Source organism: Desulfomarina profundi (assembly GCF_019703855.1).
Classification (GTDB): Bacteria; Desulfobacterota; Desulfobulbia; order Desulfobulbales; family Desulfocapsaceae; genus Desulfomarina; species Desulfomarina profundi.
Genome location: NZ_AP024086.1, coordinates 1,188,646 through 1,200,973, shown reverse-complemented (window position 1 = coordinate 1,200,973; position 12,328 = coordinate 1,188,646). Strand labels below are relative to the sequence as shown.

The 12,328-nt window shown below is 41.7% G+C and carries 11 protein-coding genes and 3 pseudogenes; 5 read left to right on the top strand and 9 right to left on the bottom strand.

The window, feature by feature from the left end:
- Entirely contained in the window at positions 1-606 is a 606-nt protein-coding gene (locus LO777_RS05605) for a GTP-binding protein (RefSeq protein WP_228856555.1), read from the bottom strand.
- Positions 607-689: 83 nt separating this feature from the next.
- Positions 690-1,088, bottom strand: a complete 399-nt coding sequence (locus tag LO777_RS05600) for a roadblock/LC7 domain-containing protein (protein WP_228856554.1) — start codon at positions 1,086-1,088, stop codon at positions 690-692.
- Between the two features lie 637 nt (positions 1,089-1,725).
- On the opposite strand from LO777_RS05600, the gene LO777_RS05595 reads away from it, so the two are divergent.
- Both LO777_RS05595 and LO777_RS05590 read left to right on the top strand, forming a co-directional pair.
- Positions 1,726-2,541: a TatD family hydrolase gene (locus LO777_RS05595; RefSeq protein WP_228856553.1), complete on the top strand. Its 816-nt coding sequence runs from the start codon at positions 1,726-1,728 to the stop codon at positions 2,539-2,541.
- A gap of 14 nt (positions 2,542-2,555) precedes the next feature.
- Positions 2,556-3,245: a YggS family pyridoxal phosphate-dependent enzyme gene (locus LO777_RS05590; protein WP_228856552.1), complete on the top strand. Its 690-nt coding sequence runs from the start codon at positions 2,556-2,558 to the stop codon at positions 3,243-3,245.
- Positions 3,246-3,391: 146 nt separating this feature from the next.
- Here LO777_RS05590 and LO777_RS05585 read toward each other — a convergent pair whose 3' ends face one another.
- The gene (locus LO777_RS05585; protein WP_228856551.1) at positions 3,392-3,637 is read right to left on the bottom strand and encodes a PxxKW family cysteine-rich protein; all 246 of its coding nucleotides are present in this window, start codon (positions 3,635-3,637) and stop codon (positions 3,392-3,394) included.
- A gap of 374 nt (positions 3,638-4,011) precedes the next feature.
- Here LO777_RS05585 and LO777_RS05580 point away from each other — a divergent pair.
- The 3 genes and pseudogenes from LO777_RS05580 (at position 4,012) to LO777_RS05570 (ending at position 7,070) form a co-directional block, all read left to right on the top strand.
- A pseudogene (locus tag LO777_RS05580) lies at positions 4,012-5,216 on the top strand (type II secretion system F family protein).
- A 460-nt stretch (positions 5,217-5,676) separates the two neighbouring features.
- The gene (locus LO777_RS05575) at positions 5,677-5,964 is read left to right on the top strand and encodes an integration host factor subunit alpha (RefSeq protein ID WP_228856550.1); all 288 of its coding nucleotides are present in this window, start codon (positions 5,677-5,679) and stop codon (positions 5,962-5,964) included.
- A gap of 128 nt (positions 5,965-6,092) precedes the next feature.
- The gene (locus tag LO777_RS05570; RefSeq protein ID WP_228856549.1) at positions 6,093-7,070 is read left to right on the top strand and encodes a hypothetical protein; all 978 of its coding nucleotides are present in this window, start codon (positions 6,093-6,095) and stop codon (positions 7,068-7,070) included.
- A 20-nt stretch (positions 7,071-7,090) separates the two neighbouring features.
- Here LO777_RS05570 and ribD read toward each other — a convergent pair whose 3' ends face one another.
- The 6 genes and pseudogenes from ribD to fabG all read right to left on the bottom strand — a co-directional run bounded on the left by ribD (position 7,091) and on the right by fabG (position 12,327).
- Positions 7,091-8,203 carry a bifunctional diaminohydroxyphosphoribosylaminopyrimidine deaminase/5-amino-6-(5-phosphoribosylamino)uracil reductase RibD gene (gene ribD / locus LO777_RS05565; RefSeq protein ID WP_228856548.1) on the bottom strand — a complete coding sequence of 371 codons (1,113 nt, stop codon included), beginning with the start codon at positions 8,201-8,203 and terminating at the stop codon, positions 7,091-7,093.
- The gene (gene nrdR, locus LO777_RS05560; RefSeq protein WP_228856547.1) at positions 8,190-8,663 is read right to left on the bottom strand and encodes a transcriptional regulator NrdR; all 474 of its coding nucleotides are present in this window, start codon (positions 8,661-8,663) and stop codon (positions 8,190-8,192) included. The genes ribD and nrdR overlap by 14 nt, the downstream gene beginning before the upstream one ends.
- Positions 8,664-9,426: 763 nt before the next feature.
- Positions 9,427-9,864, bottom strand: a complete 438-nt coding sequence (rpiB, locus tag LO777_RS05555) for a ribose 5-phosphate isomerase B (protein ID WP_228856546.1) — start codon at positions 9,862-9,864, stop codon at positions 9,427-9,429.
- 38 nt (positions 9,865-9,902) lie between these two features.
- Positions 9,903-11,149: pseudogene (gene fabF, locus LO777_RS05550) on the bottom strand (beta-ketoacyl-ACP synthase II).
- Between the two features lie 164 nt (positions 11,150-11,313).
- Positions 11,314-11,547 (bottom strand): acyl carrier protein, encoded by a 234-nt coding sequence (gene acpP, locus LO777_RS05545; protein ID WP_228856545.1) that lies wholly within the window; start codon positions 11,545-11,547, stop codon positions 11,314-11,316.
- Positions 11,548-11,584: 37 nt separating this feature from the next.
- Positions 11,585-12,327: pseudogene (gene fabG, locus LO777_RS05540) on the bottom strand (3-oxoacyl-[acyl-carrier-protein] reductase).
- Between the last annotated feature and the right edge of the window lies 1 nt (position 12,328).

The window sequence follows — 12,328 nt, the reverse complement described above, 5'->3', positions numbered from 1 at the left end:
CTAGAGTAATTTTTTCTGAATTGAAATAACTGATGAAGAGATGATTTTCTTCAAAGTAGCCGCAACATTATATCCGGTGATCGCACTTGCTTCAAAATAGGGTACTTTTAATCGACTGTTCAGATCGTTCTGCAACACGGAGGTTGGCAGTATTGGTATACCATGTTCTTTTAAATCAATTTTATTATATTGCATAACCAGAGGTATTTTAAAAATACTCTCCTTATATGATTTCAGATTTTCATGGAGCTGGTTGAGAGATCTGATATTTTTTTCACGCTGCTTCTCCATCGCATCGGCAACAAAAACAATTCCGTCTACACCCCGCAGAACCAGTTTTCTCGTGGCATTATATTTGACCTGTCCAGGTACTGTGTACAACTGTATTTTTATGTCATACCCTTTGATTTTTCCCATATCAAAAGGCAGAAAATCAAAGAATAATGTTCTGTCTCCATGGGTTTTCAAACTTACCATCTCAGAGAGAATCTGCTTTCGATACCTCCGATTGACATATTCAAGATTTGTTGTCTTTCCACCGCGACCAGGTCCATAATAGACAATCTTAACCTGTACTACTTTTTCTTTTAAATTAATGAAACTCAACGTTCCACTCCCTGTAGTTTCTTCAATATAAAGCTGATGACTTCAGTGGATCCACACTGCAAGAAAAGCATTTTCAACTTTACCTACTTTTTATCCCAGACCTTTCTTATTTTCTCTATGACATCCACCACATTCAATCGAAGAAAACCCAAAGAAATATCTCTGCCGAACATGGAAATCAAAAGAAGCTCATCATCAATTTTACTGAAGTGGATATTTGATTCCTGTCCTTTATGGAACAACAGAGAAAACTCCTGTTCACCGACAAGCTTTGCCATGGCATCTACCGTTGCAAAATTACCGGCAGCCAGAGCAGCAAAGGAATAAACATCATACTTGCTTTCACCATTATCCTTGGCAGTGATTATATTACCCGCCATGTCAATTATAATAACGCAATCGACACCGAGCTTTATCAGCTTTTCTGATAATATTCCATCTATTTGCTCGAGTTGCTCCTGACTGACAATCCCATAATTCATGCCACAAACCTCATCTTAAATATTGTCGCTGGAATCAGCTTTTTCTCAAACCCGCATTTATTTCAATAATAAAGCAATAATCTCTCAAAAGGTTCTGTTTGACATTTTAAGAAAATCACCATAAAAACCACTTATATAAACCAACATTATCCCACTAACGCATACCAAGAGAATGAAAAATCATTTCTGAACAGAGTAACGACGAAGTCTTCGGATAATCCTGAAAAAACAATCCAATTCAACCATTGAATATTGAGTATTTTACAGCAGTTTTTAAAAAAAACTGGAAAACTCCTTTTTACTATACGATAGTTTTGATCGTATATGAAGATTTATTTTATATTTTTATATGAAAAATCATTACACTAGTTCATTGTGAAGCTTTATTTCCTGTTTTAATATACAATGCAGCTCCAGATAAACAGTGACGGGAACAATTCAGATTTAACCGGACAAAAGAATTCTGATAACCCAGCATGGCTGGACCCAATAGCTCGACCATTTATGCCTTTTGGGTATTTATGCCCTTTGGGTATTTATGCCTTTTAGGTGCAACAAAGGAATAAAAATCTGACTGCGGCAGAACGACCTTGAGTTGCAGGATTTTTAGATAAACCTGTTTCGGGAGGAATACAGTTTGACGACCAGCAAGAAAGCATTACCGAATCTCCAGGGTGATGCCTACATTATAGACACTCATTGTCACCTTGATATGAAAATGTATCGGGAGGACCTGGAAAAAATCATAACAAATGGTGCAGACCATGGGGTTGCTCGAATAGTTACAATAGGCATTGACATGGAAAGTTCCGTCCGTGCAGTTGCGCTTTCAAAAAAGTTCAGCCAGATATCTGCAACAATCGGTATCCATCCACATGACGCCCAAAACAGTAGCGATTCTGATTTTTCGGCCCTCCATACTCTTTATCATACCAATCCGGATTATATTGTCGGCTATGGTGAAATTGGGCTCGACTACGCCAAACTACACTCTCCCAAAAACATACAGAAAGAGTTGTTTGACAGACAACTCAATCTGGCTGGTGAGCTTGGTCTGCCGGTTATAATTCATAACCGGGAAGCCGATGCAGACACCATCGATATCCTCCGCAATGCTTCACCATTGAAACATGGAGGAATAATGCACTGTTTTTCCGGAGATTTTGATTTTGCCAAAAAAGTTCTTGATCTTGGATTACTCATATCCGTTCCCGGTATCGTAACTTTTAAAAACAGCCCGGTCCTGCAGGATGTTGTTAAAAAGATACCGCTGAGTTCCATGGTCCTTGAAACCGATGGGCCGTTTCTTGCTCCTCATCCGTTCAGGGGAAAGAGAAATGAACCCCTCTATATCCTGTATACAGCACAAAAAGTTGCAGAGATAAAACAGACATCCCTGATGGAAGTTGCTCGTCAGACTTCTCAAAACAGTGAAACCCTTTTTCAATTTTAATTCGATTACGCATTATGATTTCAACAAACCTGTTAAAAATACAAGAACAGATTCAACTTGCAGCCAGAAACTCCGGCAGATCCGCCGCAGAAATAAAACTGGTTGCAGTTTCCAAGAAATTTCCTCACACGGCAATACTTTCTGCTTATAAAGCCGGACAGCAGCTTTTTGGTGAAAACTATATTCAGGAATTACAACAGAAAAGAAAAGAGCTTCCCGAAAACATTCGCTTCCATTTTATCGGGCACCTGCAGACAAACAAGGCTAAAATTGCAGCAGAATCATGCTCAATGATTGAAACCGTTGATAGAGTCAAGCTTGCAACTGCACTGAACAAACACCTTGAAAAACTTGATAAAAACCTTGATATACTTGTTCAGGTGAATATTGGCCAGGACAGCAACAAATCAGGTGTTGCTCCCGACAGAGCCGCGGAACTGCTGGAAGATCTCCAGCCGCTTTCCAGGTTGAGAATCAAGGGGTTGATGACTATCCCTCCATACGAAGCTTCTCCTGAAAAAACAAGACCTCACTTCAAAAATCTCCGGGTTCTGGCTGATAAACTGTCAGCCATAGGATTTTTTGCAGGTATTGAGAACATTGAGTTGTCAATGGGCATGTCCGGAGATTTTCCGATTGCCATTGAAGAAGGGGCTACAATTGTTCGTGTAGGGACGGCTATTTTTGGAAACAGACCCGTTTAACCCGCGTTTCTCATCAATGCGGGTGGCGTCAGGTTCAAAGATTTTCTTAAATAGTGCGGGTTAAAACAGGTTGCAGGTACAGTATGCAACCGAAGGGAGGCGGCAGATAAACGTCACCTCCCCTGTAATAAACCATGTTTCTCTGATTATTTATTTTTAGATGCTCTTTTTGCTGCTTTCAATGGATTTATTCTCACTTTAGTTACGGTGATTTCTGGCTTTGCATGGGTGGCAAAATTACAGATACCCAGTTTCCACTTTGCTGCAGGGTTCAGATAACTCATACAGAACTGCTCTCCTTCCTGCTCCACCACTCTTCCACAACCGTCACATTTTTCAATAACAGGCTGAAAACGACCATCTTTATAATTGACAGCTCCCTGCTTTTGCATTCTTTTTTCCTCCGTCCATATAAACGTTCCAGGTCATTGGAAAACCTGAAACAGGTATGCGTAAATATTTATCCACCAAGAACCTTGCAGTATACCAAGGTGAGATAAAACTCACAAGTTTTTTTCTGTTGGTAAAAGGAACAATATCCCTGAAAAAACATCTTTTCCGTAAAAAAATTTACAATAATCCTGACAGTCATCAGCTTGTATTATCCAACCATTTGATATATACTAGATTTTACTTTGAATTTATCCGAAACGACACGTACAGTTTCCAATCAAAAAAAACTGGCAGTTTTTTCAATACAGTTCATTAAAATAAACAAACCTACACTACGATTCTCTGATTGACTCAAAATCTGATGGAGGCAACTATGCCTGTTTATGTATGGAAAGGAAAAAATTCCAGCGGTGAAAAACGGAAAGGAGAAGTAGAAGCTCCCGATATGGCTGCGGCCCTGCTGCAGGTCAAAAGGTTGAGAATTGCAGATCCGGTTATAAAGGAAAAACCTAAAGATCTCCTTGAAAATGTAAGTATTTTCAAACCCAAGGTCACCGGAAAAGACATTGTGATTTTCACAAGACAGCTCTCCACAATGATTGATGCAGGACTACCCCTTGTCCAGGGTCTCGAAATCCTTGAAAAGCAGCAAAGCAATCCAACATTTAAAAAGGCTCTCGGAGAAATTCGCTCAGATGTTGAGTCAGGCTCCACTCTTTCTGATGCCATGCGAAAGCACCCCAAGATTTTTGATAATCTTTTTAACAATATGATTGAGGCGGGAGAAACCGGAGGTATTCTGGATACCATTCTTTCAAGACTGGCCACATTTATGGAAAAATCCATGGCCCTCAAGAAAAAAATTAAAGGCGCCATGACCTATCCGGTCATCTGTCTGGCCATTTCAATCCTCATCCTTATCGTCATTCTGGTCTTCGTTGTACCTGTTTTCTCAAAAATGTTTAATGATTTCGGCTCCAGTCTTCCGCTTCCAACCCAGATTGTTGTCAATATGAGTGAATTTTTTAAAAATAACATCGTATTTATTCTGGTTGGTATTTTTCTCATCATATTCATAATCAAAAAAATCTATTCCACTAAAAAAGGTGAATTGACTATTGATCGATTACTCCTCCGTTCGCCTGTGGTTGGAGTCCTGCTGCGCAAGGTTGCTGTGGCTAAATTTACTCGAACACTCAGCACCATGCTTCAAAGTGGTGTTCCTATTCTTGAAGCCTTGCAGGTCGTTGCCAAAACCGCCGGAAACAAAGTGATAGAAAATGCGGTTTTCATGGTTGGTGATGCTATCGCTGAAGGACGACCAATTGCTGAACCACTTGAAGAATCAGGCGTTTTCCCTAATATGGTGGTCCAGATGATTAATGTCGGTGAGTCTGTGGGCGCCCTGGATGCCATGTTGGAAAAGATTGCCGATTTTTATGATGAGGAAGTCGACCAGGCTGTGGAAAATCTCACGGCCATGATTGAACCGTTTATGATGGTTTTTCTTGGGGAATGATTGGTGGATTAGTTGTTGCCATGTACCTTCCGATTTTCAAAATTGCTTCTGTCGTCTAAAGGTGCTAAAGTTAATAATATAATACTTTATCATTAATTATATGTTTGACATTCTTTTTTGAAAGGATATCATTGCAATAGGGTAAATGAAAATAAGGATTTTTCACAATATCATCGAACATGAAAATTACGGTGATAGTTTGCTCTACAACAGGTTGTTGTACAATATTGTGTATTAGCGCTTCAGACAAGCTCTGAATGTAAACATTTCAGGCAATAAGAGTTGAATAACCTCTTAATTCTTCAGTATTTTTACAGCAAAAACAGGTTACTGGAGTTCATTGCAGATAAGCGCAGACTCCGAAAAGCTTTGAACCTTACGCCGCCTGAACTGATAAAAGATACGGGTTGATTACAAAACGTGGAGAAGACAAGCATTCATTAACTTGCCGTAACCCCGTGGAATTTTCTATACAAAACCAACAAGAAGACACAAATACAGCTCACGAGGGAGGAATGTATGACACTGACCAAAGCAGATCTTGTCCAGCAGGTTTATAAGAATCATGAGGGACTGACAAAAGCCCAGGCAACAGATTCTGTAGAAGCTTTTCTAAGAATTTCAAAAAACTCATTAATAAATGGTTCCGATCTACTGTTAAGCGGCTTTGGCAAATTTAACGTGAAAGATAAAAATGCCAGAAGGGGACGCAACCCTCAGACAGGCGCAGAATTGACACTTGAGGCTAGACGTGTTGTCACTTTTAAACCATCAGGGATTCTGAGAGATAAAATTAATGCATCGTAGTTCTATCTGATTGTTTTCTCTCTTAGTCTGGTTCATACCCTGGAATAGCTGTAGCACGTGCTATCCAGGGTATTTTTTTCATGAGAGTTTCATATTAAACACTACCTCCTCAATTTCCTTGTATATTCATGTCCATCCCTGAACTTCCAGTGTTTTCTTATCATCATGTTCCTTTCTCGAGCATATCAACTTCCAAAAAATGGAACCTGCATCCATGGAAAAAACAGTCATATAGTGATGAACTGAAAAACTCAGTTCTGCAGACCGGAGTACTCCATCCACCAATTCTCCAGCAAACAGGAAATAATATTTTTGATACTGTCACCGGAAATGCCAGAATTGCAGTCACCAGGGAATTCCTCGGAAAAGAGACCATTGCCTGTTTTATTCTACCAGACAACCTGCCGATACAGTCAATTCTGAAGATCATCCTGACAGAGCAGACCTGTTCGGGTCAGCTCTCAATTGCAGAAAAAGCAAGATTTCTTGAAATCGCAGCTGATAATATCCCTGATCGGGAAATTGTCAGCCATTTTTTTCCGATGCTTGCTCTGCCCAGGTATTTTAATTCGATCTCAAAAATACTGGATATACTGTCTCTGGGGAGAGAAATTCTGACTGAGATAGATAAAGGGAACCTGCAGGAAAAAATCGTAATGGAATTATTGAATATCAGGAAAAAAACTGATCGCCAAACCCTTGTCTCTCTTTTCAGGATGCTGGGTGTGGGAGCCGGAAAACAGAAAAAAATCATTATCGCACTACGGGATCTCAGCCGAAGACACCGGCTGTCCATATCAGATTATCTGAAAAATGATAAGATTACGGCAATTCTTGAGCATGAGGAAATGAATCCCCCTCAAAAAGCTCATCACCTTGGATTGCTGCTCAAAAAACAACTTACCCCCGCCTCAACAAAAGCAGAAGATGAGTTCAAGGCATTCACAACATCTCTTGATCTTCCAAAAAATTTCCGGCTTAACCACAGTCCGGCTTTTGAAAAAGATTCTCTGACACTTACATTATTGTTTCAGGACAAAGCGGAATGCACGAAGCTCATTCCGGAAATCAAGACTGTTTTTTCCCAAAAAGCTCAATCTGACTGAATTTCTTGGAAAATTATTATTTATTCCGGGTAAACCACATCACCTGCGATCATGATATCGTTACCATAACGTTTATAGCTGAGATTGCACAATTTTACAGCCGTATCTCGATTTTCTGTGTTGTACCCCTCAGTTAACGCTATTCCGTTTTCACCGGCAAAAACAGGTGCAATAAAAAGATTTACAGAATCAAACAGTTTCTCTCGAAGAAAAGCACCATGTATTCGCGCCCCTCCCTCAACAAGTACAGAACAGATGTCCCCCTCTCGGCCAAGCAACTTTACAACTTCCAGGAGATCAATGCTGTCTCCCCTGCATGCAACTGGTTTTACCACCACGTTCGATTTCCGGAATTTATCCTTTTTTTCCTTTGAAAGGGTGTCGGAACAGAAAATCCAGGTCTTTGCGGGAGACTGGAGATTATAAACTTTGGCGTCTGGAGAAGTCTGCAGATTTGTATCCAGAATAATCCGCACAGGATCTCTGCCTTTTTCCCCTGTAATCCGAGTCGTCAACGAAGGGTCATCAATTTCGATTGTTCCACGCCCAACCAAAATAGCATCTATCCTGTTTCGGATTGCGTGCACGGCCCCCCGGGTCTCCCTGCCTGTAATCCACCCGCCATGGCCTTTCTGGTAATTCAGCCTCCCATCCAGGCTGACTCCACCCTTCATAATAATAAGTGGCAGCCCGCTGCTGATATACTTGATAAAAGGTTTGTTTATTTCTCTACATTCATCACTGCAGATATCAGTCACGACCTCAACACCATTTCGACGCAGAAAATCTATACCTTTTCCATGAACAAGTGGATTGGGATCCTCCATTCCAATCACTACCCTGGCAATATGGTTTTCCACAATCGCTTCGGCACAGGGACCGGTTCTGCCCTTGTGACTGCAGGGTTCCAGGGTAACGTACATTGTCGTTCCGTTCAGGGATTCTTTCGCGGCCCTGATCGCATTGACTTCTGCATGTGGAGTTCCCGCTTTTTTATGATATCCTTTTGAAATAATCCGTCCACCCTTTGTAATTACTGCTCCAACACAGGGGTTGGGTGAGGTTCTCCCTTCACCTCTGCGTGCTTCCTGCAAGGCAAGACGCATAAAATGAATATCCTTACTCTGATTCAATTTCTCCCCTTTCATTCAATATATTTTTCAGTTCCTTCATGAACTCGTTTACATCTTTGAACTGGCGGTAGACCGATGCGAATCTGACATAAGCAACCTCGTCCAGATCCTGGAGATTCTGCATGACCCATTCACCTACATCTTTTGAAGGAATTTCTTTTTTCCCGTAATCCTGCAGTTTATGTTCTATCTCATCCACGAACTCGTCTATCATATCACGACTAACAGGTCGTTTCTCACAGGCTTTTTCCAATCCGATAACAAGTTTCTGCCTGTCCCATGCCTCCCTTCTACCATCTTTTTTAACCAGCATGGGGACCATTACTTCCAGACGTTCATAGGTTGTAAAACGCTGGTCACATGAAAGGCAAGCTCTTCTTCTCCGGGTAATGGAGGCATCTTTATTCAAGCGAGAATCAATAACCCGATTATCAAGATGGCCACAGTATGGACATTTCATCTATTCCTCCTGAAACATTTCTGAAGTGCGGGATGCTGATAAAAAAACGTGGCCTATGCTGACCTCAGGAAAGATTGTACTTCTTTTCTTCAAGGCAAAAGTACCTCTAACTGGTGTCTGTCCAGAAATGAGATCTTTTGTTCGAGTTCAGGTAAGCTTAGACTCCGAGGAGCATAAGAAAATAATAAGCGCAGCATATCAAGCATATATGAGCATTTCTGTTTTTCGTAGCGACCCGGAAATCGGGCAAAAAGGCCATTTATGGACAACCACTAACTGAGTTCGAGGCTTTTAACTGCCTGCGTTCCCTTTTGATTATCTGGTCTTCAAGGTTAATTACATGTTAACAATTATTACACAATGTTCATTAAAAATCCGGATAGATAATACTACACTGGAAACATACAACACAAAAAGCCGATCTTGCAAACGCAATCTCGGCTTTCATGAAAATTTGATAATAAATATTATATTCTGAAATTGAAAACAACTGAATCAAGATTCGTCAGAAAACGATATTTTTCATTCAGGAGGTCAAGCAAGAAGACAGTTTATGGTTGAGTCGGATTCATGATCCATGAAGACTATTCTACTGGCATCAAAGATGGAAATGTATTCCAGTTGAATAGCATTTTTATCGAGGAGACGACCCGATAATGATCTTTCACCTCAACTCTTTGGATTTGTCAAAAAAATATCCTTGGAATATCAATTATATGCCTGTAGTATGTTTTGAACGAAACGGTTATTCCCGAACAAACTCCTAGCCCGCAAAACTGCTGAACTTTTCAATCCGACGCTGATGTCTTCCTCCGGCAAATTCCGTTTTCAGCCAAATGTCCACCAGCTCCAGAGCCAGAGTTTCATCTATCACCCTTGCCCCGAGACATAGAAAATTGGCATTATTATGCTCCCGACTTAACACTGTGAGCTGCTTCGTATGGCAGTTGGCGGCACGAATTTCACGATGCCTGTTAGCGGCGATGGACATGCCTATACCTGTACCACATATGAGAATACCAAAATCGCATGATTTTTCATTAAAGACCTGGACTGCTTTTTCTGCGAAATCAGGGTAATCAACTGAAACTGCAGAACTGCAGCCAACGTCAATTACTTGGTGGTGTTCTCCGGCCAGGAAAGTCTTTACAGCCCCTTTCAAGTCAAACCCGCCATGATCCGCACCAATAACAATTTTCACTGTTTTCTCCGTTTATACAACTCCTGAAGCATCCCTGATTAGTTCCCGTCAAAACGACTCATAATAATTGCTGCGTTTGTCCCGCCAAAACCAAATGAATTTGACATAGCCGCTCGAATTTCCATCTTTCTGGCCTCATTCGGTACATAATCCAGATCACATTCCGGGCTGGGATCTTTTAAATTTATTGTCGGTGGAGCAATCTGATCACTTACACTGAGTGCCGTAAATACAGACTCAATCCCCCAGCGGCGCCAAGCATATGTCCGGTCATCGATTTCGTGGAACTGACAGCAAGGGATTTTGCATGATCTCCAAAAACAGTTTTTATGGCAATCGTCTCACATCTGTCATTGAGAGGTGTCGAAGTTCCATGGGCATTGATATAGTCAATCCTGTCAGGTGTAAAACCTGCATCCTGCAGAGCCACTTTCATTGCTCTTGCACCACCTTCACCATTTTCCGGAGGAGCGGCAATATGGTAAGCATCACTGCTCAACCCATACCCCGTAACTTCCGCATAAATCCGAGCTCCACGTGCCAGAGCCTGTTCATATTCTTCCAGCACCAGCATCCCGGAACCCTCCGCCATGACAAACCCGTCTCGCTCCCTGTCGAAGGGACGTGAGGCCTCCTGCGGAGAATCATTTCTAGTTGAAAGGGCCTTCATCGCTGCGAAACCACTGATCCCCAGGGGACAGACAACAGCCTCTGTTCCCCCGGTGATCACCATATCGCTACTGCCATACTTGATATGTCTGTATGCCTCCCCTACTGCGTGAGTTCCTGCAGCACAGGCTGTAGTCAATGTAAGATTAGGCCCTTTGGTTTTCAAAACCATTGAGATATGCCCGGACGGCATATTGGGTATAACCATGGGAATAAAAAACGGGGTGATCCTTTTCGGTCCCCGTTCCAGACAAACCTTATGGTATTTTTCAATGGTCGGCAATCCACCCATACCGCAGCCGGTAATGACACCGATTCTCTCACAATTTTCCTCAGTGACTTCAAAACCACTGTCCTTCATGGCCATCATGGCAGCAGCAATACCATACTGCACAAACAGGTCAAGGTGTTTGACCTGTTTTTTGTCCATAAAATCATCTGATTTAAAATCTTTGACTTCCGCGGCAATCTGCACACCATAATTACTGACATCGAACCGGGTAATCAGATCTATCCCACTCTTACCTGAGCATATGTTATTCCAGCTCTTTTCCAGCCCGGTTCCCAATGGAGTAACCAGCCCGAGTCCTGTAACTACAACCCTTCGCTTCACTATAGCTTCTCCTTATATGCCCTTCTCATGATTAAACAGAATCGGGGTATACGATCCGAGTAAGCTTCAATATCCTGCAATTGTCTGTTTTAATGAACGTTAGAACTCATTTCCAAAACAGAAAACCAGGCAGTAGGATACTGATATTGCCACCCCAATCAAAGGATTTACCCTTTCTGCTTATTGACGTAATCAATTGCATCCTGAACCGTGGAAATTCCTTCTGCATCCTCATCAGGGATTTCAATATCAAAACCTTCTTCCATTGCCATGATCAGTTCAACAAGATCAAGTGAATCAGCACCAAGATCATCGACGAAAGATGCATTCGGTACTACTTTTTCTTTTTCAACGCTTAACTGCTCAACGATTATATCTATCATTTCCTGCTCAATAGCCATTTGTCATTCTCCTGTTTTTATTTACTTTTTATTACAACTACATATACATGCCACCATTCACATGAAGAGTCTGTCCTGTAATGTACCTGCCGTCCTCTGAAACGAGAAAAGCAACAGCTCCGGCCACATCATCAGTTGTGCCCAGACAGTTGAGGGGTATTTCACTTGTCAACTGCTCTTTCACATCTTCACCTAAAAGATCCGTCATTTCCGTTTCAATATAGCCGGGGCCACACTGTTTACGGTAATGTTTCTTGAGCCATACTCTCTGGCAACAGATTTAGTCAAACCTGTCAACCCGGCTTTTGCGGCGGAATAGTTTACCTGTCCAGGATTACCTGCAAAACCGGAAACAGAAGAGATATTGACAATACGTCCCCACCTCTTTTTCATCATCGTTTTTGAAACTGCTTTTGAACAGAGGAACACCCCTTTCAAATTTGTATCCAGTACCGCATCCCAGTCAGTCTCCTTCATTCGTGCCATCAAACCGTCTCTTGTAATGCCGGCATTATTCACAAGGATGTCAATTTTCCCCGCTTCCTTCACGATGTTTTTGAAAGCATCGGTGACAGCTGTCCCATCAGCTACATTGAATCCGATAATCTCAGCCTTACCACCATTTTCAAGGATCTTTTTCCGTGTCTCCCGTGCAGCTTCTGCTCTACTGACATAATTGATATACACAAGAGCGCCCATGGAAGCAAGTCGTACACATATGGCCCTGCCTATTCCTCTGCTGCCACCGGTGACTACCGCAACTTTTCCGTCAAGTTCCATA

Bases quoted from the DNA above. Each gene is read 5' to 3' on its own strand.
- acpP (WP_228856545.1), bottom strand. From the start codon at position 11,547: ATGGCTATTGAGCAGGAAATGATAGATATAATCGTTGAGCAGTTAAGC.
- LO777_RS05585 (WP_228856551.1), bottom strand. From the start codon at position 3,637: ATGCAAAAGCAGGGAGCTGTCAATTATAAAGATGGTCGTTTTCAGCCT.
- LO777_RS05575 (WP_228856550.1), top strand. From the start codon at position 5,677: ATGACACTGACCAAAGCAGATCTTGTCCAGCAGGTTTATAAGAATCAT.
- LO777_RS05600 (WP_228856554.1), bottom strand. From the start codon at position 1,088: ATGAATTATGGGATTGTCAGTCAGGAGCAACTCGAGCAAATAGATGGA.
- nrdR (WP_228856547.1), bottom strand. From the start codon at position 8,663: ATGAAATGTCCATACTGTGGCCATCTTGATAATCGGGTTATTGATTCT.
- LO777_RS05570 (WP_228856549.1), top strand. From the start codon at position 6,093: ATGTCCATCCCTGAACTTCCAGTGTTTTCTTATCATCATGTTCCTTTC.
- LO777_RS05590 (WP_228856552.1), top strand. From the start codon at position 2,556: ATGATTTCAACAAACCTGTTAAAAATACAAGAACAGATTCAACTTGCA.